Raw genomic sequence first — 25,059 nt, 5'->3', positions numbered from 1 at the left:
ATCCTTTCAAGACTTGCGGGTTCAGAGCGCGCTGACCGCGCCGGTCCACATCTCGTAGCCGGCGTAGAGGCCGACCGCGACGAGGGCGATGGCCAGCACTGCCTCCACCGGGTGGAAGAGGCGCTGGCCATTCTCGCGGCGTGCCCAGACATAGAAGATGATGCCCGGTGCGTAGAGGATGGCGCACATGAACAGATATGACAGGCCGGCGGCGTAGACGAGCCACAGGCCGTAGATGGTCGCGACCAATCCGGTGAGCATCGGGACAGCGCGATTCTGCCCTCCGCCATAGCTTTCGCCGGTGATCGCCAGCTTGGCCGCGTAGGCGCCGGAGAAGATGTAAGGCACCAGGATGGCCGTGGAGGCGATGAAGAACAGCGCCTGATAGGTGCTCTGTGCGAACAGCGTGATGATCAGGAAGATCTGGACCAGTATGTTCGTGATCAGGAGCGAGGTCGAGGGCACGCCTCGCTCGTTCTCGAAGCCGAAGAAGGCAGGCATGGTGCCGTCCTTGCCGGACACATGGGGAACTTCGGCAGCCAGCAGGGTCCAGCTGAGGAACGCGCCGACGACGGAAACGACGAGCGCCAGGTTGATCAGGATGGCGCCCCACGGCCCGACGACGGCCTCAAGCACGCCTGCCATCGACGGGTTCTTCAACGCGGCCAGTTCGGGCTGGCTGATGATGCCGAGTGACAGCAGCGACACAAGCGCATAGAGCGCAAGGCAGGTGAAGAAGCCGAGCACGGTTGCCGTGGCGATGTCTTTGCGCCGTTCGGCCCGTGCCGAGAACACGCTGGCGCCTTCGATGCCGATGAACACCCACAAGGTCACCAGCATGGTGCTCTTCACCTGGTTCATGATCGAACCGAGGCTGGCATTGCCGAGACCGGTGAAGTCCGCGCTGAAGACGTCCACCTTGAACGCCACGACCACGATGCCGATAAAGAGGACGATAGGTGCGATCTTGGCGATCGTGACGATCATATTCACGATCGCCGCCTGACGGACGCCTGCCATGACCAGGAAATGAATGACCCAGAGCAGGACGGAAGCGCCGAGCACGGCCTGCCAGGTGTTGCCGTCGCCGAAGGCAGGAAAGAAGTAGGACAGCGCGCTGAAGACGATCACCGCGTATGAGACGTTGCCAACCCAGGCACTGATCCAGTAGCCCCAGGCGGCGTTGAAGCCGACGAAGGGGCCGAAGCCGGCCTTGGCGTAGGCATAAGGTCCGGCGTCAAGTTCCGGCTTGCGGGTGGCCAGCGACTGGTAGACGAAGACCAGCGCAAGCATGCCGACCGCCGTGATGCCCCAGCCGATGATGATGGCGAGCGGACCGGCCCCTGCAGCCATGTTCTGCGGCAGGCTGAAGACGCCCGAACCGACCATCGAGCCGATGACAAGGGCAGTGAGTGCGCCCAGTCGCAGCCTGGTTCCGCTTGGATTTGAAACAGATGTCGAGGGTGCAGAAGAGATATCCGTAGCGGCCACGATGCGTCTCCCAGAGTTCGGCCAATTGCGAACACAGTGAGCCGGATCTGACCGCGCGGCTTTGATGCGCATCAAACACGGGCGCGAGACGGAGCCTAGATCAGAGCGTCGGCACCATGAGAGTCATTCGATCTATGCCGGATGAGGACCGGAACAACTCGGTTAGCTGAATTTGCAGCTCTTGCCAGCCAACTGACGAGTTGTTGCTTATCGCCGAGGATGCCCCTTCAATCCGTACATTGGCCGGCGCTGGATGTCTCTCGTTCGGGCTTCCATGCCTAGCTCAACCGCAGCCCAAGCGCCCGCTCGCGCAAGGGTGAGTTGCTGGTGACAGCGATCGCGAAGGCTGACATAGAGCTGTCGACGAGACACGGGTTCTCCGCTTGTGTAGCACCGTTGTGTAGCACGATAAGCGCGGGAGCCGTTGAAAATCAAAGAGTTTTTTTGATTTCAATAGCGTAGGAAGTGGCTGGTGGGTGCGACAGGGATCGAACCTGTGACCCGCTGATTAAGAGTCAGCTGCTCTACCAACTGAGCTACGCACCCGGGCCAGATGACGCGGCAACCGCGTCAGGTGCGGCTCTATAGCCAACCGGACCCCGGGTGTCCACCCACAATCGAGCGAAATTTGTCGTGCGCCGGCGGGCTGTGGATTCACACATAAATCTCGCCGCGCCCGACGATCACCGCCTCGCCGCCGATGCGCGCGGCGGTGGCCTTGCCGCCCTCGACGTCGATCTCGAGCCGGATGCGCGAGGGCCGGCCCATCTCCATGCCCTGCTCGATCCAGATCTCCCGGCTGCCGTCGCCCGGCCGCTCATTGGCGACGACGGCTCCGACGAAGGCGGCCGCCGCCGAGCCCGTCGCCGGGTCTTCGTAGGAAGGGCTTGCTGCGACGAACATGCGGGCATGGAAGGAGCTGCCGCTCAGGGCCGTCTCGCGGCAATAGACATAGGCCGACGCCCTTGCGTTGTCGCCCTTGGCCGGCGCGAATGCGCTCCATGCGTGCGGATCGAAGCGCACGCGCCCGATCGCGTCGAGCCCCTTCACCGGCACCGTCACATAGGGCACGCCCGCCGACCAGGCTCCGGGCGCATGCGCGTCGAAGCCGATATCCGAGGCGTCGAGCCCAAGGGCTGCCGCGATTCGGGCGGGATCGGGCGTGAACGGCAGGGCGGCGGACAGTTGCGGCACGTCGAACTCGGCGAAGGCCGCCCCCTCCCCGCCGCTGACGATGCAGCGCACCGGGCCGATGTTTTCTTCGAGCACCAGGATCTCGCCGTCGCCATGGCCGCGCTCGCGCCACAGCGCCACTGCCGTGCCGACCGTCGGGTGCCCGGCGAAGGGCATCTCGTATTCCGGGCAGAAGATCCGGATCCGCGCCGCGTGCGCGGCATTCTCCGGCCGCAGCACGAAAACCGTCTCCGACAGGTTGAACTCGCGGGTGATCGCCTGCATCCGCGCCGCATCCAGCCCCTCGGCGTCGAGCACGACAGCCAGCGGATTGCCTTCCAGCGCCGTGCCGGCAAAGACGTCGAGCAAGAGATAGCGGCGTGCGGCCATGATGGTCTCCCTGATCCGGACGACAAGGCATAGCGCACGCCCGGCCCTCGTCTCAATGGCTGTGCACAGCAACAATCCCGCGCTTTGCCGCCCAGCGACAGGGCAATATGAACGAGAATTAATTTGTATTGCGCCGCGTCAGGGCTGATCTGTGTCGAAAAGACATACAAAGACAGACATTGGGACGCATCGCGGAAGCAGGAAGAGCGCCCGACATGGATCAGATCGTCAGCCGCCCCAAGGCAGACCAGACACCGCAGGTCGCGACATCGCTGGCTCTCGGCAAGCAGGCGCCGCGCCGCGGGCCCGGGCGCTGGATCGTCGCCGTGCTGGTTCTTGCCGCCGTCGCGGCGGGCGGCTTGTGGTACTGGTCGTCCTCCAGCTCGTCGACGGCACCTGTCTATGTCACTTCCGCGGCGGAGCGCGGCGACATCACCACCACGATCACGGCCACCGGCACCCTCCAGCCTGTCACCCAGGTCGACGTGTCGAGCGAGCTGTCCGGCGTCGTGCGCACCGTCGAGGTGAGCGAGAACCAGACGATCGCCAAGGGCGACGTGCTACTTACCCTCGACACGACGCGCCGCGTCGCCCAGGTCGAGCGCGCGGAAGCCTCAGTGGAGGCGGCGCGCGCCAAGGTCGACGATGCGCGCGTGACGCTGAAGGAAACCGAGCTCACCTACGACCGCACGCTCAGCCTGTCGCGGCGCGGCATGGTCGCCGACCAGGCGCTGGAGACCGCGACCGCGGCGCGCGACCGCGCAGCGAGCGCCGTCTCGTCGGCTCAGGCTAACCTTTCGATTGCCGAGGCGGATCTCAAGCTGCAGCAGGCCGATCTCGCGCAGAGCACCATCTATGCGCCGATCGACGGCGTCGTGCTGACGCGCGACGTCGATCCTGGCCAGACGGTCGCCTCGTCGCTGTCGGCCCCGGTCCTGTTCGTCATCGCCGCCGACCTCGCCCACATGGAGCTTGAAGCCGCCATCGACGAGGCCGACATCGGCACGGTCGAGAAGGGCCAGAAGGCGAGCTTCACCGTCGACGCCTTTCCCGGCAGAACCTTCGACGCGGCGATCAGCGACCTCGCCTATGCCTCCGTCACCACCGACGGCGTTGTCACCTATGAGGCGAAGCTCGCCGTCGCCAACGACGACCTGATCCTGCGGCCGGGCATGACCGCCACGGTCTCGGTCGTCACCAGAGAGGCGAAGGGCGTGCTCACCGTGCCCTCCGAAGCGTTCCGCTTCCGCCCGCCGGCGGTCGAGACCTCGCGCGGCTTCAACCTGCAGACCATGTTCATGCCGCGGCCGCCGCGCAACCGCGCGCCCCAGACGGCGCAGCCGGCCGACGGCAGCCGCACGCTCTATGTCCTGCGCGACGGCGCGCCGGCCGAGGTGCGGGTCCGGACGGGTTCGACGGACGGCCGCAAGACGGAGATCGTCTCGGGCCTCGAGGAAGGCGACCAGGTGATCGTCTCGACCAGGCAGCGGAGGTCCTGAGCGTGGCACAGCCGCTCGTCACCTTCGAACAGGTCTGGAAGACCTACGGCTCGGGCGAGGCCCGCGTCGATGCGCTCGCGGGTGTGGACCTCACGATCGAGACAGGCGAGTTCGTCGCGATCATGGGACCGTCGGGCTCCGGCAAGTCGACCGCGATGAACATCATCGGCTGCCTCGATACGCCGACGCGCGGCCGCTACTTGTTCGGGGATGTCGATGCCGGCGGGCTCGACAGGTCGCGGCGCGCGCTGCTGCGCAACCTCTACATCGGCTTCGTCTTCCAGGGTTACAACCTACTCGCCCGCACCACGGCGGCGGAAAACGTCGAGCTGCCGCTGATCTATCGCGGCGTGCCGTCGCGGGAGCGCCGGCGCCTTGCGCTCGAAGCGCTCGCCAAGGTCGGCCTCGCCGGGCGCGAGGGCCACACGCCCGCCGAGCTTTCCGGCGGCCAGCAGCAGCGTGTGGCGATCGCGCGCGCCATCGTGACCAACCCCACCCTGCTCGTCGCCGACGAGCCGACCGGCAATCTCGACACCGCGCGCAGCCACGAGATCATGGATCTGCTGACCGGCCTCAACCGCGACCAGGGACTGACCATCGCCATGGTAACGCATGAGGCCGACATCGCGGCGCATGCCGGGCGCATCCTGACCTTCGTCGACGGCCACATCGCCTCCGACGAACTCAACCTGGAAGCGGCCTGACAATGATCTGGGAAACCATCCGCCTCGCCCTTCTTTCCATCCGCCGCAACGCGCTGCGCTCGGTGCTGACGCTGCTCGGCATCGTCATCGGCGTCGCCGCCGTCATCGCGATGATCACCATCGGCTCCGGCACCACCGAGAAGGTGAAGGCCGACATCTCCAAGCTTGGCTCGAACCTGCTCGTCGTGCGCGCGGGAGGGCCGCCCCAGCCCGGCGGGCCGCGCATCCAGGCCAAGGAACTGCGCGACAAGGACGTGCAGGCGATTGTCGAAGGCGTGCCGGAGGCCCGCGCCGTCTCGGCCGCCTCGCAGAAGCAGGTGCGCATCATCTCCGGCACCGACAGCCTGTCGGTTCTGGTGACCGGTTCCGACACCGGCTATTTCGCCGCCCGCGACTGGAATGTCGTGCTCGGCCGCGAATTCACCGAGCAGGAAATACGCGGCAATTCCAATGTCTGTCTCGTCGGCCAGACCGTGCGCACCCAGCTCTTCGGCGGCGGCGATCCGGACGGGCTGGCGATCCGCGTCGGACGCATGTCGTGCACGATCATCGGCGTGCTCGAATCGAAGGGCTTTTCGGGCTTCGGCCAGGACCAGGACGCCACGGTGCTGATGCCGCTCAGCACCTTCCAGCGCCGGATCGCGGGAAATCGCGACGTCGAGACGATCTACGTCGCCGGCGCGGAAGGCGCGGTGATGTCCGAGCTGCAGGAGAAGGTCGAGGACATCCTGCGCGAGACCCGCCGCGTCACCGCCGACAAGGAGGACGATTTCTCGGTGCGCGACATGACGCAGGTCGCAGAGACGATGGCGAGCGCCACCACTGTGATGACCGGCATGCTCGGTGCGGTCGCGGGCGTCAGCCTGCTCGTCGGCGGCATCGGCATCATGAACATCATGCTCGTCTCCGTCACCGAGCGAACCCGCGAGATCGGCATCCGGCTCGCCATCGGCGCGCAGGAGCGCGACATCCTGATCCAGTTCATGGTCGAGGCGACGGTGCTGTCGTTGCTGGGCGGCCTGATCGGCATCGCCATCGGCATGGCGCTCGCGGGCATCGCCTCATCGACGATGAGCATCCCCTTCAGTCCCAGCATCCCGGTGATCGCGCTCGCCGTCGGCTTCTCGGGTGCGATCGGCATGGTGTTCGGCTTCTTCCCGGCGCTGCGCGCCGCCCGTCTCGACCCGATCGATGCGTTGAGGCACGAATAGGCGGGCTGGAGGCGCAAATCGCCTGTCGGAAACGGCGGCAATGCGTCCGGCAAGCGCCCGATTGACAATTTTTGAAAATTTGCCCTTCGTGTCCTGTCTCAATCTGAAAAGAAAGAGACAGCAATGCGCAAATCCTTCTATGCTTTCCAAAGTATCTATTCCGAACCTGGGCCGTATCGCGAAATATTGATGCGTGGCGGCGTCGAGCCTAGGTCGACCGCCCGTTGGGTCAGCTCATTCATGCAGCATCCTCGCGGGGCCGAGTCGAAAGAACGAGGCTTCAGACCTGAACAGGTCGCCGATCTGGGGCTTCGCTCGGTGGAAGAAATTCTGTCTGTCGTCGTACAACGCGATCTGCTTGAGGGGCATTCCGCCCAGCCCAAGGTCGGCGGCGTATGCCGGGATTTCGCTCTGCTGGCGGTCAGCCGATTTCGTCAGCGCGGCATCCCGGCTCGCCTGCGCGTCGGGTTTGCCGACTATCTGGTGCCTGGCTGTTGGGAAGATCATTGGCTTTGCGAATGGCGTGACGGCGGACGTTGGAAACGGCTTGATGTGGAGTTCGCGGCTATCGGCGGAGTTTCCTTCGATACATTGGATGTGCCGCGCGAGCGGTTCCTGACAGTAGGCGAGGCATGGTATCGGATCAAAGACGAACCGGAGATCGCCAAGCGATTTGGCGTTTCGAGCCTCGGCCTTGGTGGGGAGTGGTTCGTGGCGGGCAGCCTGCTGCGAGAAATCGCGGCCCTGCGGAGGCTTGAGCTTAAGCCGTGGGACTACTGGGGACTATCAAAGGACCTTTCCCCCGTTTCGACCGAGTTGTCGCAGCAGGCGCGGACAACGTTCGAACAACTCGCTTCACGGCTTGAGAACGCTGATCTCGACGCGGACGGCGAGCCTGAAGCTTTGGCGGACTGGCCTTTGCCAACGCGGATTGTCAGCTTCCCGCAAGGCGAGCCTGTCGACGTCGTGCTGCGCAACTCCTGACATTCGACGAAATCGGCAGGATTTCGCCGTTCAACATCAAGGCCTCTCCGCGAACCCTGCCCGCCTCATCCCCCGAAATGCCACTTCACCAGCGGCGGCATGTGCGCCATGAGCCCCTCGGGCAAGTCGTCGGCGTTGCGAATGACGATCGCCTCGTCGATCTCGGGATCAGGGTCAGTCGCGATGTGCCGGCGTATATCCTCGACCAGTTCATCGGCGCTCCGGTCGAGGAAATAGCGCCGCACCAGCACGGTGCCACTGTCGGACGACCAGCCGTGATAGCCCGCCTCCGCCCGGGCGGCGCCGAGGTCGAGCCCCGTCTCCTCACGGACCTCGCGCGCCATGTTCGCCGCGAGATCGATACGGTCGCCTGTTATGTCTTCCGGCTCCAGCGAGCCGGCGGCGAAATAGACCCGGCCGGCATTGACCGTATGCCCGGCCATGCGGATCGCGATCAGCGCGCCGTCGGACGAGACCGGCATCGCATGCGCGTAAAGATGTTCCGCCGACGTGTCGGGCCGCATCCTGCGCCAGTGCATGAAGGTTGCGTAGTTTGCCACGTGGCAGCGCGCATCCAGCCGCCCGTCCGCCCAGCGGATGGACGAGAAGAGCATCACCTTGCCGTTGAACAGCGCCGGCTTTTCCGCCTTCTCCAGATCCCAGTTCGCGACAATCGCCTCGCGATGGGCAAGCTCGTAGGGATGCGGCGCGGGATCGACCACCAGCTCGGCTTCGGCGATCGGCAAGATGCGGTTGCGGGGGATATCGAAGCTCATGCGGCGGAGATATGCAGCGGGATCACGACAGGACAATGATCGGAGGCCTTCGGCCGGTCCCAGCCCGCGCGGGGAAAGCGCTCGACCTCCAGGCCGGGCGGAAACGGCGTGCGCCATGGCTGCCCGTTTCTGATCACGTCGGGCACCGCGCGCGGGTTCTCCCGTTGCAGCGCGGGAGACAACAGGATGTAGTCTAGCTGGCACAGGTGCCGCTCCTGCGGCCCACGCGTGTGGAACAGCGTCCAGCGGTCGAGCTCGGGCCGCAGCGACATCGGGTTGAAGGCGAAGCCGTCCCCCGTCAGCACGTCCAGGGCCGAATGCTCCTCCTTCACCGGCTGAAAGGTGAAGCCGGACCATTGGTCGCCGCCGATCACGACGCGCTCGGCATAGTCGTTCATGTCGCCGCAGATCGCCCAGCGCTTCGAGCCGGCATGATCGCGGCCGAACCGCTGCTCGATGATCGCCCGCACGGCGCGCGCCTCGGCTATCCTCAGCGGCATGGTCGAGGTGCGGCCGTCCTGGCCGTTGCGGGGGCTACCCATCGACTTGAAATGCACGCCGTAGATGGTCAGAGGCCTGCCGCCGATCCGCACGTCGATCTCCAGGCAGTCGCGCCGGAAGATGCGCTCGTGGCGCTCGATGCCGACCTGCGCCAGCAACGGGTCCCACAGGCCGAGCTCGTCGAAGGTCACATGCGCGTGGCTCGTCATGCGCACGAACTCGATCGGCTCGCCGTCGGCCGTCTCCGGCCGCATCATCACCGCCACGTCGATGCCGCGCGTGTCATTGCCGGTGCTTGAATATTTGTTGCGATAGCCCTCGCCGATCATCTTGAACAGATAGCCGTATTCGAACGCCTTCAGCGCCTCGAGGTTGTCGACCTCCTGCATGACGATGATGTCGGCCCGCGTCGCCGCGATCGCCAGCGCGCTGAGCTGGCGGGTGTCGTCGGTGTGCGCGATGGCGCGAGCGCGCTCCAGCGACTGGTATTCTGCCTCGGTCTTGATCTCGTAGAGGGCGAGCGCACGGTCCTTCCACAGTTCGTTCCGGAAGCCGGAGAAATCGAACCTGCTCATCAGGTTCTCGACATTGAACGTTGCAAGGCGAAGCGACATGGCAGAACGTTTGCCCGCAGGCCGCCCGAAACACAAGGCCGCGGCATGTTTCGAAATCGCCGAGCAATGCCAATGACGACCCGGCCACGCTGCACTATATTCGAACCATGAACCCGAGAACCGCCAGCATCGACGGCAAGACGAACCACGCAGCCCGCAGGATCGCCGCGGCACTTTCGCTGTTCGCAATCATGGCCGGCGCGGCTCCGGCCGCGGCGGACAACTACGTCGTCATCCCGAGCCCCGTCATCAGCGGCAATACCCCGCCCTACGGGCCCGGCTTCGACACCGGAGTCGTGGTCCGCCCACAGGACGGCTGCCGCACCGTCGTCAACTGCGCGCCGGGCAATTACCAGAACCGTCCGGCCCATCGCCGCTACTACGACAACTATTTCGACGTGCCGACCCCGCGCTATTCCGGCCAGCGCCGCGTCGGCGGCAACCCGGCGATCGGCGGGTCGAGCCGGCTGGGCGAGGCATCCAGCCATTCCGAATGGTGCTCGACGCGCTACCGCTCCTACCGTGCGTCGGACAACACGTTCCAGCCCTTCGACGGACCGCGCCAGCCCTGCGTCTCGCCGTTCTGAACCACTCGCCGCAAGAGTTAAGCAGCCGTTAAGCTGCCGGGACTACTCTCCCGCGTATCTATTTGGCGGGCTGTCGAGCACGCCGGGGAGACGGGGATGGCCATTCCGGCAGAGGCAGAGAGCCGCAGGGAGCATCGCCAGCGCGTGCTCAAGGGCGCGTCGATCCTCAACGGCATCAACAATTCCGAAGTCGCCTGCATGGTGCGCAACATGAACAAGGGCGGCGCGGAGTTGCGCGTCGCCATGGAATCGCGCGTGCCGGAGGAATTCCTGCTCTACGTCCCGGTGGATGGCGTCGCCTACAGGGCGACGCTCGTCTGGCGCGCGGGCGAACGCGTCGGCGTGCGCTTCGGCGGCACCGAACCCAAGCCTCACTGGCATTATGGCTGAGCCGGCCGGCGACAGCCGCTCATCTCCACGGTCGGATACGGCTCAGGGCCTGTGGAAGGCCACGCCGATGTCGGACATCGACCGCCATCGCACGACCGCCGGCCGCCATGCCATGTCGCCGCTGAACCGGACGAGGAACTCGGGCGGAATCGCGAAGGTCTCGCAGAACGAGAGCCGTGCGCCCGTCTCCGACAAATTGCGCGCCACGCCTTCGAACGTGCTGGTGCCGCCGTTGAAGTTGATGACGATGCCCTTGTAGGCGCGACGGCGCTGCGCAAGGCGTCGTTCCTGGGTGTCGTGTGAAACGTCAGGGAGTGCATGTGTCATGGCCGAGCCTCCTTCCGGAGGTCGAGTAGCAAGCGCCATACCAGCGAAGGTGTGTCGTCATGGCACAGCTGCTTTCGGCGATTTGCCGATCGACATCCTCGCGTGTAATGGTCGAATGCCCGCGGGCGGACACGTTTATTGGAGGTCGAGATGCTGCGGCGAACGATATTTTCGGCAATCCTGCTCGCTGCCGGGGCGCAGAGCGCCGGCGCGGAGATTGTCTTCTCGGGCAAGATCAAGTTCACGGCTGTCACGTCGCAGTGTCGCAACGTCCGTGTGAAGGACTTCGCCGACTCCTCGTTTCATCCGATCGTCGGATCGAACTCCCGCGTCGCCGGCCTGTCATGGGTGTGGCCCGGCAATTCGCGCGGACACGGCCTGTACGGCGCGAACTTCGACGCGACGTTCCGCACCGTCAAAACCGGCGGTGTCGGCTGGGGCGATCCCTATATGCGGCCGACGACGGCCGAATCGCAGATCCGCATCGTCAGCTACGCTCCGGCGATCACCGCGATAACGGCAGCCACGGAAATCGTGACCATCCGCGGCCAGATCAGGCGCCCCTTTGACGACCCCGGCGGCCTCGCCTGCATCGCGACGTTCATCGGGGTCTACGTCAAGGACAGCTACCAGTAAGGCTGCCGACACCGACGGGAGACATGAAAAGGGCGCCCACTGGCGCCCTTTTCGATTCACAGAGCCCGAGAAACGATCCGGGTAGACGTGCGATCTTAGTTGCGGGCCTTGTCGACCAGCTTGTTCTTCGAGATCCACGGCATCATCGCGCGGAGCTTGGAGCCGACCTCCTCGATCGGATGCTCGTCGTTCAGGCGGCGGGTCGCCTTGAAGCGGGCCATGCCGGAGCGATACTCCTGCATCCACTCCGAGGTGAAGCGGCCGGTCTGGATGTCGGTCAGCACGCGCTTCATCTCGGCCTTGGTCTCGGCGGTGATGATGCGCGGGCCCGACACGTATTCGCCCCACTCGGCCGTGTTCGAGATCGAGTAGTTCATGTTGGCGATGCCGCCCTCATAGATCAGGTCGACGATCAGCTTCACTTCGTGCAGGCATTCGAAATAGGCCATCTCGGGCGCGTAGCCGCCCTCGACCAGCGTCTCGAAGCCGGCGCGGATGAGTTCCACCAGGCCGCCGCACAGCACCACCTGCTCGCCGAACAGGTCGGTCTCGCATTCCTCGCGGAAGTTGGTCTCGATGATGCCCGAACGGCCGCCGCCGACGCCGCACGCATAGGAGAGCGCGAGGTCGAGCGCGTTGCCCGACGGGTCCTGGTTGACCGCGACCAGGCACGGCACGCCGCCGCCCTTCTGGTATTCGCCGCGCACCGTGTGGCCGGGGCCCTTCGGCGCGATCATCACCACGTCGATGGTCGACTTCGGCTCGATCAGGCCGAAATGGACGTTCAGGCCGTGCGCGAACGCGATCGCGGCGCCGTCGCGGATGTTGGGGGCGATCTCGTTCTTGTAGATGTCGGCCTGCAGTTCGTCGGGCGTCGCCATCATCATCAGATCGGCCCACTTGGCGGCCTCGGCGACCGTCATCACCTTCAGCCCGTCCGCCTCGACCTTCTTGGCAGTCGGCGAGCCGGCCTTCAGGCCGATGGCAATGTCCTTCACACCGGAGTCCTTCAGGTTCAGCGCATGCGCGCGGCCCTGCGAACCGTAGCCGATGACGGCCACTTTCTTGCCCTTGATCAGATTGAGATCGGCATCGCGATCGTAATAGACACGCATGGATACGTTCCTTCCCGTTGGTTGCGCTGTCAGTTGGTTGTGGACTGCGGCGCGGTGCGATCCGTGCCGAAGAGGGTGAGAAACTGTTCGACCGTCCGCGCAGCGTCGCGCGCGATCTCCGATTTTGTCAGGACGAGCCTATCGCCCAGGAGCAGCCTGATCTGCACGTCGCGCCCGACCAGGCCGAAGAAGGTGCGGAAGGCGCTCTCCGTGTCGTCGAAGGCGAGAAGTCCCGCCTCGCGCGCCGCCTCCAGCAGCGGTTTCAGCCGCCCGCCGATGGCGAAGCGGCCGTTCTCCAAAACGATGCGCCCGAGATCGCTCTTGCCGGAGCCGGCATGCGCCACCGCGACCCGGTTCAGCGCGATCGAGGTCTGCGACGAGATCACCGTCAGCCAGTTCGCCGCGAAATCCTCGAGGCTCTCGGAAAGGGCGGCTGCGTCGAGATGCTGCCGGTCCCAGTTGCCCGCCCTCACCTTCGACGCCTGCCAGCGCACGGTGGCCGTCAGCAGCCCATCGCGGTCGCCAAACCACTTGTAGAGCGTTTCCTTCGAACAGGACGCGCGGCGCGACACCGCGCTCATCGTCACCTTGTCGCCGTCTTCCACGAGCAGCGCGAGCACGGCGTCCAGCACCTCGCGCTGGCGCGGCGTCGGCTCTGCGCCGGGCTGGACGGTTGACAGGTTCAAGCACACGCTCCGAAGGCGTAACGAACGTTACGGTTCGGAGCGGATAATCCATCGGCGCAACCGAAGCAAGCGGCAAATCGCCGGAAATGCGCAATCCCGGCGCATCATCCCAGCCGCGGCTCGCCGGCCGAGGAGAACTTCGCCCAATCAGCCTCGATCAGACCGGTCGATGCGAGCGGACGCGCCAGCATGCCGGACACCATCAGCGCCAGGATGCGAGGCGCGGGCGGCACCTTGGCCACGGTCGAGACCAGCGTGTCGCGCAGATAGGGCACCAGGACGGAGTCCGACTGGTAGAATGGCGTGAGGAAATAGGACAGCGCCTGGAACAGCCGCACATGAAAGCGCCGCGTCGCCGCATAGGCCGACAGCGCATTCGGGATGTCGGAATAGGCGCGCAGCGCATGCGCGAGCGCCGCCGCATCCAGCAGCGCCATGTTCGCGCCCTGCCCCAGCTGCGGGCTGGTCGAATGCGCCGCGTCGCCGATGACGGCAAGGTTTCGGCCGGCCGGCATCTTCAGCGTGTGGTGGCCGTAGCGCGCCAGCGTCAGGTCGTCGAAGGACGCGATCTGGTCGAGATAGGGCGCGCATTGCGGCCAGTGCCGCGCCACCTCGTCCTTCCAGGCGTCGATTCCGCGCGCCCTCACCTCCTCCACCTGCGCCGGCTTCAGGCTCCAGAAGAAGGCGGCCATCTCGTCGCCGGCCGGCGCGATGCGGCCGATCGGCAGCACGCCGATCATCACCCGCGCCCTATCGTAGCGCTGCTGCAGCGCGTTGCGGTCGAAGCCGTCGCCATGCCAGCCGAGCGAGGCCCAGAACGCGCCATAGGCGAGCGGCTTCGGCTCGGCCGGCCTGTAGGACGACGCCTTGAGCCGCGATTTCGAGCCGCTCGCATCGACCACCAGATCCCAGGTGCCGAGCGATCCACCCTTGTCGCCGAACAGCGTCGCGCCCGGCGCCGAGACCTCGATCGTCGCCGCCTCGGTCGAGGTGCGGATCGCAATGCCTGCGGCAACGACGGCATCATGCAGCACGTTGAAGAGCGCCGCGCGATGGACGGCGAGGCCGAACCGCCCGCCCGGCAGCGCGTTGTACCGCACGTCCAGAACGGTACGGCCGGTCCTGGCATCGGCGCCGAAGAGCCGCTCGATCCGCGCGCCCTGCGCCAGCATCGCCGGCATCAGGCCGAGCGAGGACAGCACGCACAGTCCCGTCGGCTGCAGAATCAGGCCCGAGCCCAGCGGCTTCGGCGCCTCGTAGCGCTCGAGGATCTCCACCCGATGCCCGTCGCGCGTGAGCAGAAGTGCCGCGGCCAACCCTGCCGGCCCCGCGCCCACGATCGCGATGCGAAGAAGTTGTGCCATGCTCTGCCCTTTCGGCGGCGACCATCGGCGCTGCCGGCCGCCAAATCAACCGGACATCGGCGCGCAGCAGACCGATTTTGGAAGCCCCCTCACCCGGCTCGGCGCCACCTCGCCACGCTCTCCCCAAGGGAGAGGAGGTCATCGGCGACGCTCCCCTTCCCCCCTCGGGGAAGGTGGCCGCGAAGCGGCCGGATGAGGGGGGCATGAGAGAAAAATCAGCGCGAATCTCACGCCTTGATCAGCCCTAGCCGCACCAGGCTCTCGCCCGTGGCGACGATCGCCTCCTGCGGCGGGCGCGGCGACCAGCCCAGCATCTGCCGGGCCTTGGCGCTCGACGCGTTCTTCACCCTGCCGAGCTCGGGGCCTGCAACCGTCCTCAATGTCGGGCTGAACAGCGCGCCGAGCCGGATCACCCAGTTCGGCGCCACTCGCGTCGGCACTTTCGCGGCTGCCGGCCCCATGCCGGCCTTCAGCGCCAGCGCAATCTCCCGCACGCTGAGGAAATCGCCCGCCACCGCCAGGAACCGCTCGCCCTTCGCCTCCGGGCGCGTCATCGCCAGGAGGTGCAGCTCGGCCACGTCGCGCACGTCCACGACGCCGAACATCAGCTTCGGCACCGCCGGCGCACCGCCCTTGAGCAGCGTCTCGATGAGGACGACAGAGGCGGAATAGTCCCTTCCCAGCACCGGGCCGAACACGACCACCGGATTGACCGTCGCCAGTTCCAGCCCGTTGCCCTCGCGCGCGACGAACTCCCAGGCGGCGCGTTCGGCCAGTGCCTTCGACTTCACATAGGCGCCGATCGGCCTGTCGGTGTCGGTCCAGTCCTTCTCCGTATAGACGCCGTCCAAGGGCGTGTTGCCGTAGCCGATCGCCGCGAAGGACGAGGTCATCACCACGCGCTTCACGCCGGCGTCGCGCGCCGCCCGCAGCACCCTCAGCGCGCCGTCGCGCGCCGGCCGCATCAGTTCGTCCGCGTCCTTCGGCTGCGCGACCGGTAGTGGCGAGGCGACATGCAGCACGTAGTCGCAGCCGGCCGCAGCCTCAGGCCATCCCGCGTCGCGCGTGAGATCAGCTTCGGCGAACGCCAGCCGGTCGCCCGCCTCGCAGCCGCCCTCCCTCAGCATCGCCCGCACGTCGCCTTCACGCGCCAGCGAGCGCACCGTCGTGCGCACCCGGTATCCCGCGGCGATCAGCCTCACGATGCAATGCGCGCCGATGAAGCCGGAGCCGCCGGTGACGAGGACAAGCCCGCTCATCCTGCCTCACGCATCTTCGGCGTCGAACTTTTCGCGCGCCACTCGCACGCGTTCGAAATTGGTCTCCGCCCACATCAGCAGGTGCTGAAGCGAATCGTACATCGACAGGCCGAGATCGGTCAGGCTGTACTCGACGCTGGGCGGCTTGGTCGGAAACACCTCGCGGTGCACATAGCCGTCCCGCTGCAGGTCGCGCAGCGTCTCGGTCAGCATCCGCTGCGAGATGTCCGGCACCAGCCGTCGCAGCTCGCCGAAGCGATACGGCTTCTCGGCCAGCGCCATCAGCAGCAGCGAACTCCACTTGCCGAAGATGTTCTGCACGACGTTGCGGATCGGGCAGTTCGCGAGCCCGCCCGTGGCGACGCCGGCACGATAGATCTCGATCTTCTGACGGGCGGAGGCGATGCGTGCGTCCATGGTGGTTCCTTTCAGGTAACCAGGGTAGTTCAAACTGCCTTCTTTACGCAGCATCCAATATATACAATTTAGAGCTGGTCTCGAAAAGAGAGCATGTTTCACAGGAGCCAGCAATGTCCGACACGATTCTCATCACCGGCGCCTCCGGCCATCTCGGCCAGGCCGTCATCACCCATCTCCTCGACAGCCAGGGCGTCGCGCCGTCGCGCATCATCGCCGGCACGCGTAATACCGACAAGCTGTCCGCCCTCGCCGCCAAAGGTGTCGCGCTCCGCAAGGTCGATTTCGACGACGCCGCCGGGCTCGAAAAAGCCTTCGCCGGCGTCGGCACGGTGCTGATCGTCTCGACCGACGCGCTCGACGGCGCCGGCACGCGCCTGCGCCAGCACAAGGCCGCCGTCGCCGCCGCCAAGAAGGCCGGCGTTGCGCGCCTCGCCTACACCTCGCTTCCCGTGCCCGAGACCTCGAAGGTCAGCTTCGCGCCCGACCATCTCGGAACCGAGGAAACGATCAAGGCCACCGGCATTCCCTACCTGCTCTTCCGCGACAGCTGGTATCTTGAAAACCTGTTCATGAGCCTGCCGAACGCGCTGAAGTCCGGCCAGTGGTACACCTCCGCCGCCGACGGCAAGACCTCCTTCGTCGCGCGTGACGATATCGCGGCCGCGATCGCCGGCGCCCTCGCCAATCCGCCGGCCGGCAACGCCACCTACACGCTCACCGGCGACGAAGCCTACACCAATGACCAGATCGCCGCGCTCGTTTCCGAGATCACCGGCAAGCCGCTCCAGGTCGTGCACCTCACCGACGAGCAACTCGCAGGCGGCATGAAGGCGGCGGGCGTGCCGGAGGCCATCATCCCGACCCTGGTCTCCTTCGACACCGCCACCCGCACCGGCGGCCTCGGCGCCGTCACCGGCGACACCGCGAAGCTCTCCGGCCGCAAGCTGCAGACGCTGCGCGACTTCCTCGCCGCCAACAAAGCCGCGCTCGCCGGCTGACACTCTCCGACAGCGCAGGAACGCCGGCCGCGCCGGCGTTCCTCAGATTGCCACCTGCGTGCCGATCTCGACCACGCGGCCGGTGGGAATCTGGAAGTATTCCGTGGCGTCGGACGCGCTCTTCGCCAGGGCGATGAACAGCTTGTCCTGCCAGAGCGGCATGCCCGATGTCGGCGAGGCCTTGAGCGAGCGCCGCGACAGGAAGAACGACGTCGTCATGATGTCGAACTTCCAGCCCTGCTTGCGGCAGATCGCCAGCGCACGCGGAATGTTCGGCTGCTCCATGTAGCCGAATGTCACCGTCACGCGCATGAAGAGGTCGTTCAGCTTCTCGATACGCGCCCGCTCTTGGTCCGGCACCTTCGGCTGCTGCGCCGTCACCACCGACAGGATGACGTTCTGCTCGTGCAGCACCTTGTAGTGCTTCAGACTGTGCAGCAGCGCCGTCGGCGCGCTCAGCGGGTCGCCGGTCAGGAAGACGGCCGTGCCCGGGACGAGCTGCGGCTTCTTCTTCGCCAGCTGTTCGGTCAGGAAGCCGAGCGGCATCTCGTTCTTGCGCGTCTTCTCGAACAGATAGCGGCTGCCGCGCATCCAGGTGGAGATGATCAGCGCCATCGTGAACGCAATGGCCAGCGACGCCCAGCCGCCGTCCAGAACCTTGACGATATTCGAGACAAAGAAGCCGATGTCGATCACCGCGAACATCGACGTCAGCGCCACGACCGCGACGAGCGGCCATTTCCAGATTTTCAGCATAACCACCGCCAACAGCAGCGTCGTCATCAGCATGTTGCCGGTGACCGAAATGCCGTAGGCGGCGGCGAGGTTGGTCGATTCCTGGAAACCGATAACCAGCATGAACACGACGATGCCGAGCAGCATATTGACGCGCGGCATATAAATCTGACCCGACTGCGTCTCGGACGTGTGCAGGATCTCCAGCCGCGGCAGGAGGTTGAGCTGCACAGCCTGCCGCGTCAGCGAGAAGGCGCCGGAGATCACCGCCTGGCTGGCGATGACGGTGGCCGCGGTCGCGAGCGCCACCATCGGCAGCAGCGCCCAGCCCTCGTTCATCTCGAAGAACGGATGGCCGACGATGCCGCCATGCGACAGGACGAAAGCGCCCTGCCCGACATAGTTCAGGAGCAGGCAGGGGAAGACGATGGCAAGCCAGGCCAGCACGATCGGCCGCCGGCCGAAATGGCCGAGGTCCGCATAGAGCGCTTCAGCCCCGGTGACCGCCAGGAAGATCGCTCCGATGGTCACGAACGCCACCTCAGGCGAGTTGGCGAGGAAATAGACGATATAGACCGGGTTGATCGCGAGCAGGATTTCGGGATCGTCGACGATATGCACCACGCCCGATGCCCCGATCGAGAGGAACCACAGGGCGGTGACCGGACCGAAGACCGATGCGACGCTCGCCGTTCCGAACCTCTGGACGGCAAAGACCGCCGCAAGGATCACGAGCGTCAGCGGCACCACGTACGGCTCGAACGTCGGCGTGACGACATTCAGTCCCTCGACGGCCGACAGCACCGAGATCGCCGGCGTGATCACCGCGTCGCCATAGAACAGCGACGCGCCCAGCATGCCCAGCAACAATATCCAGCGCGGACGGTGAGCGAAGGCGCCGCGCGCCAGCGCCATCAACGACAGCGTTCCGCCCTCGCCCTTGTTGTCGGCGCGCAGCACGAACAGGATGTATTTGATCGTGACGATGATCGTCAGCGCCCAGATGATCAGCGACAGGACGCCAAGGATATCTTCGCGCTCGGCGACATTGCCGCCGGACGAGGCGACGAGCGCCTCGCGGAAGGCATAGATCGGGCTGGTGCCGATATCGCCATAGACGACACCCAGCGCGCCGAGCGTCAGCGCCAGCATTCCGTGATCGACTTGAGGGGCTGCATCCGCAACGGCAGGGCCGCCATGGGACGGCTTCACGCCGCCCTCGTCATTCGCAACAACCATGACAGCCCCTCCTTGGGAGCGGCGGGGCTTTTACTCCTGTTGCATCGCAGCATCAATGGCCACGTTCGAACCGAACGCCCGCCTGCGGAGAGATGGCGCGCGGTTCACCACCCGCAAGAGGCGAGGAAGCGCTTGACGGTCTGTTCCATACCGAATTCCAGCGCATCCGCCGTCAGCCCGTGCCCGATCGACACCTCCGCCAGCTTCGGAATTCGTTTCGCCAGCGGCGGCAGGTTGGCCACGGTCAGGTCGTGCCCGCCATTGACTCCAAGCCCGGCGGCGAGAGCCGCGTCGGCCGTCTTTCCAAGCAGTTCCAGGCACTTGCCTGCCTTTTTCGGATCGTCGTATGAACCGCCATACGGGCCGGTGTAGAGCTCGATGCGGTCCGCTCCGGTCGCCTTCGCGGCCGCGATCTGCGCCGGATCCGCATCCGCGAACAGCGACACGCGCATGCCGCCCTTCTTTAGCCGCGCCACGATCGGCTTCAGCATCTCACACTTGCCGACAAAGTCCCAGCCGTGATCGGACGTCGCCTGCGACGGATCGTCCGGCACCAGCGTCACCTGCTCCGGCTGGTGCTTTTCCACCAGTTCGAGGAAATCCTCGCTCGGATAGCCTTCGATGTTGAACTCCGCCTGCGGGAACTCGTCGTCGATCAGCGCCCGGATCGGAGCCAGGTCGGAGAAGCGGATGTGTCGCTCGTCCGGGCGCGGATGCACCGTCAATCCGTGCGCGCCGGCGGCGAGCGCGATGCGGCCGAGCCCGGTGACGCTCGGCCACGGCAGGTCGCGCCGGTTGCGCAGCATGGCGATGGCGTTGAGATTGACAGAAAGCTTGGACGGCATGGCAGGTCCACATCGCGAATTCGACGCAGCCTTATAGAGCCTTTCGACGGAACAGACAGGGCCATTCGAGTGTTCCAGTTGCGACATGACCATCCGAAGGAGCTCATGGATGCACGCGCTCGACCCCATCCCGACCGTCCGCCGGCTGGAGACCGACAATGACCAGGTCTTCGCGATCGAGATTTACGGCCGCACGACGTCGGCCGACGCGGAAAATCTCTTCGGCTTGCTCGAAGGCGCCTATGCGCTTCACGATCGCATCGACATCCTGGTGCGCGCGACGGATTATGAAGGCGCGGACTGGGGCGAGATCAGCCAACGCACCGTGGCAGAGGGCCGCAGACATGCGGAAGAACATGTGCGCCGCTGTGCCGTCGTCGGCGGACCGGACTGGACCACCCGCATCGGAGGTTTCTTCTCGGCCGACATCCCGGTCGAGCTGCGCTATTTCCCGCCGGAGCGGGAGCAGGACGCATGGTCCTGGCTCGACGCGCGCGAGATCCGCCAGCGCCTGTGATCAGCGCACGATAGTCAGCGTCTTCGCCGCGCGCGTGATCGCGGTGTAGAGCCAGCGCTGGCGCGTATCCTTGAACGCCCAGCTTTCGTCGAACAGCACGACATTGTCCCACTGCGAGCCCTGCGCCTTGTGCACGGTCAGCGCATAGCCGTAGTCGAAGTCGTCGAAGCGCTTCTTCTGCTGCCAGGGAATTTCCTCTTCCGGGCTTTCGAACGCGGCCTTGAGCAGCTTGATCTTGGCCACGCCCCGGTCGGGATCGTCCTCCTCCGGCGAGACGAGCAGATTGATGCCCGGTTTCACCGTCTCGCGCGACGAGGTCATCACCTTCCACAGCGAGCCGTTGAGCAAACCCTTGGCCGGGTCATTGCGCAGGCACACCAGCTTGTCGCCCGCCTGCGGATAGTCGGCGGTGAAACCTTTCAACTCGCGCAGCCGCGCATTGTAGCGGCGCCGCGTGCGGTTTGTCCCCACCAGAACCTGGTCCGCCTCGAGCACCAGGTCCTGCGTCACCTGATCCTTGCCGATCACTTGCGCCGTGCCGTAGTCGCCATGCATGAACTCGCGTCCCTCGCGCACGTCGAGCGCGAGGCGAATGATCGGATTGTCCTGCGCCTGCCGGTGGATCTCGGTCAGCAGGTGATCCGGTTCGTGCTCGGTGAAGAAGCCGCCGCCCGAGATCGGCGGCAGCTGCGCCGGGTCGCCCAGCACCAGCACGGGCGTGCCGAAGGACAACAGGTCGCGCCCCAGTTGCTCGTCGACCATCGAGCATTCGTCGATGATGACGAGTTTGGCCTTGGCGATCGGGCTCTGGCGGTTGAGCGAGAAGGTCGGCGACATCGAGGTCTTGCCGGTCGTCTCGTCCTCCACCGCTTCCTCGCCCTTCGGCCGGTAGATTAGCGAATGGATCGTCCGCGCATTGGTCGCGCCCTTCGACCGCAGCACCTGCGCCGCCTTGCCGGTGAAGGCGGCGAACTGTACCTGGCCCTCGACATGCTCGGCGAAATATCGCGCAAGCGTCGTCTTGCCCGTGCCGGCATAACCGAACAGCCGGAACACCTGCGGCCTGCCGGCCTTCAGCCAGCGGTCGACAGCCTTCAGCGCGGCATCCTGTTGGGGTGAGAGGTCCATGCCCCTGACTGGCAGGATTCGGGCTCTCGGGGCAAGGATGGAGAGCTCCAGCCCTACCGCAGCATCGGCACCAGCGTCGCCGCGAGCAGAACGCCCATTGCGACATTGAACCATTTCAGCCGCACCGGGTCGGCGAGGAAGCCGCGCAGGGCGACGCCGAAACCGGCCCAGCATGAGACGCTCGGGAAATTGACCAGCGCGAAGGCGGTTGCGACGAGCAGCATGGTCAGGAACGGACGCGCCGGATCGGTGTAGACCGCCATCGCCGTCACTGCCATCACCCAAGCCTTCGGATTGACCCACTGGAACGCGGCCGCCTCCAGGAAGGTCATCGGCCGCGTGCCGCCCTCCTTTTCGCCGAGCGACCGAGACATCGCGATCTTCCAGGCGAGGTAGAGAAGATAGGCGCCGCCCGCGACCTTCAGCGCGAGGTGAAGCTGCGGATAGGCGGTCAGCATCGCGCCAAGCCCGAACCCCACGCCGACCAGCAGCGTGAAGAAGCCGACGCCGATGCCGCACATGTGCGGCACCGTGCGCCAGAAGCCGAAGTTCACGCCCGAGGCCAGCAGCATGAAATTGTTCGGGCCCGGCGTGATCGACGTGACGAAGGCAAAGACGACGAGCGCGAGGAAAAGGTCGGCGGACATGGGGCGTTTCCCGGTATGATTATTATGTCAGCAATGCTGACATTTATTGGCGCAACCTCCCTGATCCAGTACCGTCCTGCGGTTGGCTCAGAAGAAGGGGATCACATCCCCTCCGGTCCGCGGTTCATTGCGGCGATGCCGGTGCGGCAGATCTCGATCAGGCCGAGCGGTTTCATGATGGCGATGAACTGGTCGATCTTCGTGCTCTTGCCGGTGATCTCGAAGATGAAATGCTCGGTGGTCGCGTCCGACACCTTGGCGTGAAAGGCTTCGGCGAGCCGCAGCGCCTCGACCCGCTCCTCGCCCTTGCCCGCGACCTTCACCAGCGCCAGCTCGCGCTCCAGCGGCCGCTCGTGGCCGCGCTCGCGCGCCACCACCGTGAGGTCGACCACGCGATGCACCGGCACGATCCGCTCGAGCTGGTGCTTGATCTGCTCCAGCACATGCGGCGTGCCGCGCGTCTGGATGGTGATGCGCGACAGGTGCTGCTCGTGTTCGGTCTCCGACACGGTCAGGCTGTCGATGTTGTAGGCGCGGCCCGAGAACAGGCCGATCACCCGCGCGAGCACGCCCGGCTCGTTGTCGACGAGCACAGACAGCGTATGGCTCTCCGGCAGCGCGGTGTCCTTGGCGATGAAGTAGGCGGAGCCGGTGGGCTGAAGCTGAGCGTTCATGTCTGGCTACTCGAATTTGCTGCGTTCTGGTCGGGTTGGCGGTGGAAGCTGGTGATCACACCAGCTCCCGGCCCTTCGCATCGATGGCATTCGCAACCGCCTCGTCCGTCGCTTCGTCCGGCAGCAGCATCTCGTTATGCGCCTTGCCGGAGGGGATCATCGGGAAGCAGTTGGCGAGGTTGGCCACGCAGCAGTCGAACAGCACCGGCTGCTTCACGTCGATCATCTCCTTGATCGCGTCGTCGAGGTCGCCCGGCTTCTCGCAGCGGATGCCGTGCGCGCCGAAGGCCTTCGCCATCAGCACGAAGTCGGGCATCGCCTCGGTATAGGAGTGCGACATGCGGTTGCCGTGCAAGAGCTGCTGCCACTGGCGCACCATGCCCATGTAGTGGTTGTTCAGGATGAAGATCTTGATTGGCGCGTTATATTGCACCGCAGTCGACATCTCCTGCATGGTCATCTGCACCGAGGCGTCGCCGGCGATGTCGATCACCAGCGCGTCGGGGTGCGCGATCTGCACGCCGAGTGCGGCCGGCAGGCCGTAGCCCATGGTGCCGAGCCCACCCGACGTCATCCAGCGGTTCGGCTTGTCGAAGTGGAAGTGCTGCGCCGCCCACATCTGGTGCTGGCCGACCTCGGTGGTGATGTAGGTGTCGCGGCCCTTGGTCAGCTCGTAGAGCCGCTGGATCGCAAATTGCGGCATGATCACGTCGTTGCTGTTCTTGAACGCGAAACTGTCGCGCGCGCGCCAGCGGGCGATCTGCTCCCACCAGGGATAGAGCTCCTTCTTGTCCGTCCTGGCGCTCGCCCGCCACAGCCGAACCATGTCCTCCAGCACGCGGCCGACATCGCCGAGGATGCCGATGTCCGCCGGCACGTTCTTGTTGATCGACGACGGATCGATGTCGATGTGGATTTTGCGCGAGTTGGGCGAGAAGGCGTTCAGCCGGCCGGTGATGCGATCGTCGAAGCGCGCGCCGATGCACAGCATCACGTCGCAGTCGTGCATCGCCATGTTCGCTTCGTACGAGCCGTGCATGCCCAGCATGCCGAGCCAGTTCTTGCCCGAGGCCGGATAGGCGCCCAGCCCCATCAGCGTCGAGGTGATCGGGAAGCCGGTCAGGTCGACCAGTTCGCGCAGCAGATGGCTCGCTTCCGGGCCTGAATTGATCACGCCGCCGCCCGAATAGATGATCGGCTTCTTCGCACCCGCCATCAGCGCGACCGCCGCCTTGATCTTCTCCAGGTCGCCCTGCAGCTTCGGCTGATACGATGTGCGCGGTGCGGTCTGCGGCGGCGTGTAGATGCCTTTCGCGAACTGCACGTCCTTCGGCACGTCGACCACGACCGGCCCCGGACGACCGGTTGTCGCGACGTGGAAGGCCTCGTGCAGGATCCCGGCCAGCTCGTTCACGTCCTTCACCAGCCAGTTGTGCTTGGTGCAAGGCCGCGTGATGCCCACGGTGTCGCATTCCTGGAAGGCGTCGGAGCCGATCAGCGTGGTCGGAACCTGGCCGGTGATGCAGACCAGCGGAATGGAATCCATAAGCGCGTCCTGCAGCGGCGTCACCGCATTGGTCGCGCCCGGGCCGGAGGTCACCAGCATCACCCCGGGCTTGCCGGTCGAGCGCGCATAGCCCTCGGCGGCATGGCCTGCCCCCTGCTCGTGGCGCACCAGAATGTGCTGGACCGCGTCCTGCTGGAAGAGCTCGTCATAGATCGGAAGGACCGCGCCGCCCGGATAGCCGAACATGTGCTCGACGCCATTGTCCTTCAGCGCCTGGACCACCATCTCCGCGCCCGTCATCTCCCGCCGGCCGGTTTCCTGCGTCGCCTTGTTCATCGTCGTCTTCCGTCTGTTTGCCGTCTCATGCGGCGCGTGGGTCGTTTATCGGTATCGAAGGCAATAAAAAAGGCCCCCGGAAGGGAGCCTGTCTGGCGCATGGGGTGCTCTCGCCCGGCGGTTACACCGCCTTGCCCATGCGCCTTCCTACTACGAGAATGAGAACCGTCTTCATGGTGCGGGACCATAGTGCGCTCATCCCGCGGCGTCAACCGCAATTCCCGCGCATCGGCGGGCGAGCGCCGGAACGCGCTAAACGCTTGATGCGGCGACTGTCTTTAGTACGGCGTGACGCCCCCTGCCAGC

Annotated in this window: 25 protein-coding genes and 1 tRNA gene; 9 read left to right on the top strand and 17 right to left on the bottom strand. The window is 65.6% G+C overall.

Annotated elements, in window-relative coordinates:
- Window positions 1-21: 21 nt before the first annotated feature.
- The 3 genes from arcD to B9Z03_RS16535 form a co-directional block, all read right to left on the bottom strand.
- Window positions 22-1,491 carry an arginine-ornithine antiporter gene (gene arcD / locus B9Z03_RS16545; RefSeq protein ID WP_244561765.1) on the bottom strand — a complete coding sequence of 490 codons (1,470 nt, stop codon included), beginning with the start codon at window positions 1,489-1,491 and terminating at the stop codon, window positions 22-24.
- 470 nt (window positions 1,492-1,961) lie between these two features.
- Window positions 1,962-2,037: transfer RNA gene (locus B9Z03_RS16540), tRNA-Lys, on the bottom strand.
- 108 nt (window positions 2,038-2,145) lie between these two features.
- Complete coding sequence (locus B9Z03_RS16535; protein ID WP_085465213.1) at window positions 2,146-3,054, bottom strand: PhzF family phenazine biosynthesis protein; 909 nt, start codon at window positions 3,052-3,054, stop codon at window positions 2,146-2,148.
- Window positions 3,055-3,269: 215 nt separating this feature from the next.
- Here B9Z03_RS16535 and B9Z03_RS16530 point away from each other — a divergent pair, with 215 nt between their 5' ends.
- From B9Z03_RS16530 to B9Z03_RS16515, 4 genes are all read left to right on the top strand, one after another.
- A complete protein-coding gene (locus B9Z03_RS16530) occupies window positions 3,270-4,553 on the top strand; it encodes an efflux RND transporter periplasmic adaptor subunit (RefSeq protein ID WP_085465212.1) in 1,284 nt (427 codons plus the stop codon).
- Window positions 4,554-4,555: 2 nt separating this feature from the next.
- The gene (locus B9Z03_RS16525; protein WP_432417004.1) at window positions 4,556-5,257 is read left to right on the top strand and encodes an ABC transporter ATP-binding protein; all 702 of its coding nucleotides are present in this window, start codon (window positions 4,556-4,558) and stop codon (window positions 5,255-5,257) included.
- A 2-nt stretch (window positions 5,258-5,259) separates the two neighbouring features.
- Entirely contained in the window at window positions 5,260-6,468 is a 1,209-nt protein-coding gene (locus tag B9Z03_RS16520; protein WP_085465210.1) for an ABC transporter permease, read from the top strand.
- A gap of 123 nt (window positions 6,469-6,591) precedes the next feature.
- Window positions 6,592-7,452, top strand: a complete 861-nt coding sequence (locus B9Z03_RS16515; protein ID WP_085465209.1) for a transglutaminase-like domain-containing protein — start codon at window positions 6,592-6,594, stop codon at window positions 7,450-7,452.
- A gap of 65 nt (window positions 7,453-7,517) precedes the next feature.
- Here the strand turns inward: B9Z03_RS16515 and B9Z03_RS16510 are convergent, their stop codons facing one another.
- Together B9Z03_RS16510 and B9Z03_RS16505 are read right to left on the bottom strand one after the other, a co-directional pair.
- The gene (locus B9Z03_RS16510) at window positions 7,518-8,228 is read right to left on the bottom strand and encodes an NUDIX hydrolase (RefSeq protein WP_085465208.1); all 711 of its coding nucleotides are present in this window, start codon (window positions 8,226-8,228) and stop codon (window positions 7,518-7,520) included.
- Window positions 8,225-9,343: an endonuclease/exonuclease/phosphatase family protein gene (locus tag B9Z03_RS16505; RefSeq protein ID WP_085465207.1), complete on the bottom strand. Its 1,119-nt coding sequence runs from the start codon at window positions 9,341-9,343 to the stop codon at window positions 8,225-8,227. The genes B9Z03_RS16510 and B9Z03_RS16505 overlap by 4 nt, the downstream gene beginning before the upstream one ends.
- 107 nt (window positions 9,344-9,450) lie before the next feature.
- Between B9Z03_RS16505 and B9Z03_RS16500 the strand changes: the two genes are divergently transcribed.
- Together B9Z03_RS16500 and B9Z03_RS16495 are read left to right on the top strand one after the other, a co-directional pair.
- A complete protein-coding gene (locus tag B9Z03_RS16500) occupies window positions 9,451-9,930 on the top strand; it encodes a BA14K family protein (RefSeq protein WP_085465206.1) in 480 nt (159 codons plus the stop codon).
- Window positions 9,931-10,026: 96 nt separating this feature from the next.
- Window positions 10,027-10,320, top strand: a complete 294-nt coding sequence (locus tag B9Z03_RS16495) for a PilZ domain-containing protein (protein ID WP_085465205.1) — start codon at window positions 10,027-10,029, stop codon at window positions 10,318-10,320.
- Between the two features lie 42 nt (window positions 10,321-10,362).
- On the opposite strand, the gene B9Z03_RS16490 is transcribed toward B9Z03_RS16495, so the two are convergent.
- Entirely contained in the window at window positions 10,363-10,647 is a 285-nt protein-coding gene (locus B9Z03_RS16490; RefSeq protein WP_176247541.1) for a PilZ domain-containing protein, read from the bottom strand.
- 150 nt (window positions 10,648-10,797) lie between these two features.
- Here B9Z03_RS16490 and B9Z03_RS16485 point away from each other — a divergent pair, with 150 nt between their 5' ends.
- Window positions 10,798-11,283 (top strand): hypothetical protein, encoded by a 486-nt coding sequence (locus B9Z03_RS16485; RefSeq protein ID WP_139832293.1) that lies wholly within the window; start codon window positions 10,798-10,800, stop codon window positions 11,281-11,283.
- A gap of 95 nt (window positions 11,284-11,378) precedes the next feature.
- On the opposite strand, the gene ilvC is transcribed toward B9Z03_RS16485, so the two are convergent.
- The 5 genes from ilvC to B9Z03_RS16460 form a co-directional block, all read right to left on the bottom strand.
- Window positions 11,379-12,398 carry a ketol-acid reductoisomerase gene (gene ilvC / locus B9Z03_RS16480; protein ID WP_085465202.1) on the bottom strand — a complete coding sequence of 340 codons (1,020 nt, stop codon included), beginning with the start codon at window positions 12,396-12,398 and terminating at the stop codon, window positions 11,379-11,381.
- 29 nt (window positions 12,399-12,427) lie between these two features.
- Complete coding sequence (locus B9Z03_RS16475) at window positions 12,428-13,084, bottom strand: TetR/AcrR family transcriptional regulator C-terminal domain-containing protein (protein ID WP_244561764.1); 657 nt, start codon at window positions 13,082-13,084, stop codon at window positions 12,428-12,430.
- 104 nt (window positions 13,085-13,188) lie between these two features.
- On the bottom strand, window positions 13,189-14,448 hold the full coding sequence (locus tag B9Z03_RS16470; protein ID WP_085465201.1) for an FAD-dependent oxidoreductase: 1,260 nt from the start codon (window positions 14,446-14,448) through the stop codon (window positions 13,189-13,191).
- Window positions 14,449-14,675: 227 nt separating this feature from the next.
- Window positions 14,676-15,707 carry an SDR family oxidoreductase gene (locus B9Z03_RS16465; RefSeq protein WP_085465200.1) on the bottom strand — a complete coding sequence of 344 codons (1,032 nt, stop codon included), beginning with the start codon at window positions 15,705-15,707 and terminating at the stop codon, window positions 14,676-14,678.
- 6 nt (window positions 15,708-15,713) lie between these two features.
- On the bottom strand, window positions 15,714-16,124 hold the full coding sequence (locus tag B9Z03_RS16460) for a winged helix-turn-helix transcriptional regulator (RefSeq protein WP_085465199.1): 411 nt from the start codon (window positions 16,122-16,124) through the stop codon (window positions 15,714-15,716).
- 113 nt (window positions 16,125-16,237) lie between these two features.
- On the opposite strand from B9Z03_RS16460, the gene B9Z03_RS16455 reads away from it, so the two are divergent.
- Window positions 16,238-17,125 carry an NmrA family NAD(P)-binding protein gene (locus tag B9Z03_RS16455; RefSeq protein WP_085465198.1) on the top strand — a complete coding sequence of 296 codons (888 nt, stop codon included), beginning with the start codon at window positions 16,238-16,240 and terminating at the stop codon, window positions 17,123-17,125.
- Window positions 17,126-17,167: 42 nt separating this feature from the next.
- Here the strand turns inward: B9Z03_RS16455 and B9Z03_RS16450 are convergent, their stop codons facing one another.
- Entirely contained in the window at window positions 17,168-19,012 is a 1,845-nt protein-coding gene (locus B9Z03_RS16450) for a potassium transporter Kup (RefSeq protein ID WP_139832483.1), read from the bottom strand.
- A 191-nt stretch (window positions 19,013-19,203) separates the two neighbouring features.
- Complete coding sequence (locus tag B9Z03_RS16445) at window positions 19,204-19,944, bottom strand: pyridoxine 5'-phosphate synthase (protein WP_085465196.1); 741 nt, start codon at window positions 19,942-19,944, stop codon at window positions 19,204-19,206.
- A gap of 109 nt (window positions 19,945-20,053) precedes the next feature.
- Here B9Z03_RS16445 and B9Z03_RS16440 point away from each other — a divergent pair, with 109 nt between their 5' ends.
- Window positions 20,054-20,461 carry a SpoIIAA family protein gene (locus B9Z03_RS16440; protein WP_085465195.1) on the top strand — a complete coding sequence of 136 codons (408 nt, stop codon included), beginning with the start codon at window positions 20,054-20,056 and terminating at the stop codon, window positions 20,459-20,461.
- Here the strand turns inward: B9Z03_RS16440 and B9Z03_RS16435 are convergent, their stop codons facing one another.
- The 4 genes from B9Z03_RS16435 to B9Z03_RS16420 form a co-directional block, all read right to left on the bottom strand.
- Window positions 20,462-21,589, bottom strand: coding sequence for an ATP-dependent DNA helicase (locus B9Z03_RS16435; RefSeq protein ID WP_085465194.1), 1,128 nt, complete (start codon window positions 21,587-21,589; stop codon window positions 20,462-20,464).
- A gap of 53 nt (window positions 21,590-21,642) precedes the next feature.
- The gene (locus tag B9Z03_RS16430) at window positions 21,643-22,236 is read right to left on the bottom strand and encodes a LysE family translocator (protein WP_085465193.1); all 594 of its coding nucleotides are present in this window, start codon (window positions 22,234-22,236) and stop codon (window positions 21,643-21,645) included.
- A gap of 101 nt (window positions 22,237-22,337) precedes the next feature.
- Complete coding sequence (gene ilvN / locus B9Z03_RS16425) at window positions 22,338-22,910, bottom strand: acetolactate synthase small subunit (RefSeq protein ID WP_085465192.1); 573 nt, start codon at window positions 22,908-22,910, stop codon at window positions 22,338-22,340.
- 55 nt (window positions 22,911-22,965) lie between these two features.
- Window positions 22,966-24,753: an acetolactate synthase 3 large subunit gene (locus B9Z03_RS16420; RefSeq protein WP_085465191.1), complete on the bottom strand. Its 1,788-nt coding sequence runs from the start codon at window positions 24,751-24,753 to the stop codon at window positions 22,966-22,968.
- Window positions 24,754-25,059: the final 306 nt, after the last annotated feature.

The sequence above is a fragment of the Mesorhizobium australicum genome (genome assembly GCF_900177325.1).
Lineage (GTDB): Bacteria > Pseudomonadota > Alphaproteobacteria > Rhizobiales > Rhizobiaceae > Mesorhizobium_A > Mesorhizobium_A australicum_A.
Note: the sequence above shows the minus strand (reverse complement) of the source record. Positions and strands in the feature narration are given on the sequence as shown.

What these genes read in the sequence shown, in the direction of transcription:
- B9Z03_RS16490 (WP_176247541.1), bottom strand. Translation starts at nt 10,647, where the DNA reads ATGACACATGCACTCCCTGACGTTTCACACGACACCCAGGAACGACGC.
- B9Z03_RS16515 (WP_085465209.1), top strand. Translation starts at nt 6,592, where the DNA reads ATGCGCAAATCCTTCTATGCTTTCCAAAGTATCTATTCCGAACCTGGG.
- B9Z03_RS16420 (WP_085465191.1), bottom strand. Translation starts at nt 24,753, where the DNA reads ATGAACAAGGCGACGCAGGAAACCGGCCGGCGGGAGATGACGGGCGCG.
- B9Z03_RS16435 (WP_085465194.1), bottom strand. Translation starts at nt 21,589, where the DNA reads ATGGACCTCTCACCCCAACAGGATGCCGCGCTGAAGGCTGTCGACCGC.
- B9Z03_RS16505 (WP_085465207.1), bottom strand. Translation starts at nt 9,343, where the DNA reads ATGTCGCTTCGCCTTGCAACGTTCAATGTCGAGAACCTGATGAGCAGG.
- B9Z03_RS16440 (WP_085465195.1), top strand. Translation starts at nt 20,054, where the DNA reads ATGCACGCGCTCGACCCCATCCCGACCGTCCGCCGGCTGGAGACCGAC.
- B9Z03_RS16510 (WP_085465208.1), bottom strand. Translation starts at nt 8,228, where the DNA reads ATGAGCTTCGATATCCCCCGCAACCGCATCTTGCCGATCGCCGAAGCC.
- B9Z03_RS16485 (WP_139832293.1), top strand. Translation starts at nt 10,798, where the DNA reads ATGCTGCGGCGAACGATATTTTCGGCAATCCTGCTCGCTGCCGGGGCG.
- B9Z03_RS16450 (WP_139832483.1), bottom strand. Translation starts at nt 19,012, where the DNA reads ATGCTGGCGCTGACGCTCGGCGCGCTGGGTGTCGTCTATGGCGATATC.
- B9Z03_RS16535 (WP_085465213.1), bottom strand. Translation starts at nt 3,054, where the DNA reads ATGGCCGCACGCCGCTATCTCTTGCTCGACGTCTTTGCCGGCACGGCG.
- B9Z03_RS16520 (WP_085465210.1), top strand. Translation starts at nt 5,260, where the DNA reads ATGATCTGGGAAACCATCCGCCTCGCCCTTCTTTCCATCCGCCGCAAC.
- B9Z03_RS16460 (WP_085465199.1), bottom strand. Translation starts at nt 16,124, where the DNA reads ATGGACGCACGCATCGCCTCCGCCCGTCAGAAGATCGAGATCTATCGT.
- B9Z03_RS16445 (WP_085465196.1), bottom strand. Translation starts at nt 19,944, where the DNA reads ATGCCGTCCAAGCTTTCTGTCAATCTCAACGCCATCGCCATGCTGCGC.
- B9Z03_RS16530 (WP_085465212.1), top strand. Translation starts at nt 3,270, where the DNA reads ATGGATCAGATCGTCAGCCGCCCCAAGGCAGACCAGACACCGCAGGTC.
- B9Z03_RS16465 (WP_085465200.1), bottom strand. Translation starts at nt 15,707, where the DNA reads ATGAGCGGGCTTGTCCTCGTCACCGGCGGCTCCGGCTTCATCGGCGCG.
- B9Z03_RS16500 (WP_085465206.1), top strand. Translation starts at nt 9,451, where the DNA reads ATGAACCCGAGAACCGCCAGCATCGACGGCAAGACGAACCACGCAGCC.
- B9Z03_RS16430 (WP_085465193.1), bottom strand. Translation starts at nt 22,236, where the DNA reads ATGTCCGCCGACCTTTTCCTCGCGCTCGTCGTCTTTGCCTTCGTCACG.
- B9Z03_RS16495 (WP_085465205.1), top strand. Translation starts at nt 10,027, where the DNA reads ATGGCCATTCCGGCAGAGGCAGAGAGCCGCAGGGAGCATCGCCAGCGC.
- B9Z03_RS16470 (WP_085465201.1), bottom strand. Translation starts at nt 14,448, where the DNA reads ATGGCACAACTTCTTCGCATCGCGATCGTGGGCGCGGGGCCGGCAGGG.
- ilvC (WP_085465202.1), bottom strand. Translation starts at nt 12,398, where the DNA reads ATGCGTGTCTATTACGATCGCGATGCCGATCTCAATCTGATCAAGGGC.
- B9Z03_RS16455 (WP_085465198.1), top strand. Translation starts at nt 16,238, where the DNA reads ATGTCCGACACGATTCTCATCACCGGCGCCTCCGGCCATCTCGGCCAG.
- ilvN (WP_085465192.1), bottom strand. Translation starts at nt 22,910, where the DNA reads ATGAACGCTCAGCTTCAGCCCACCGGCTCCGCCTACTTCATCGCCAAG.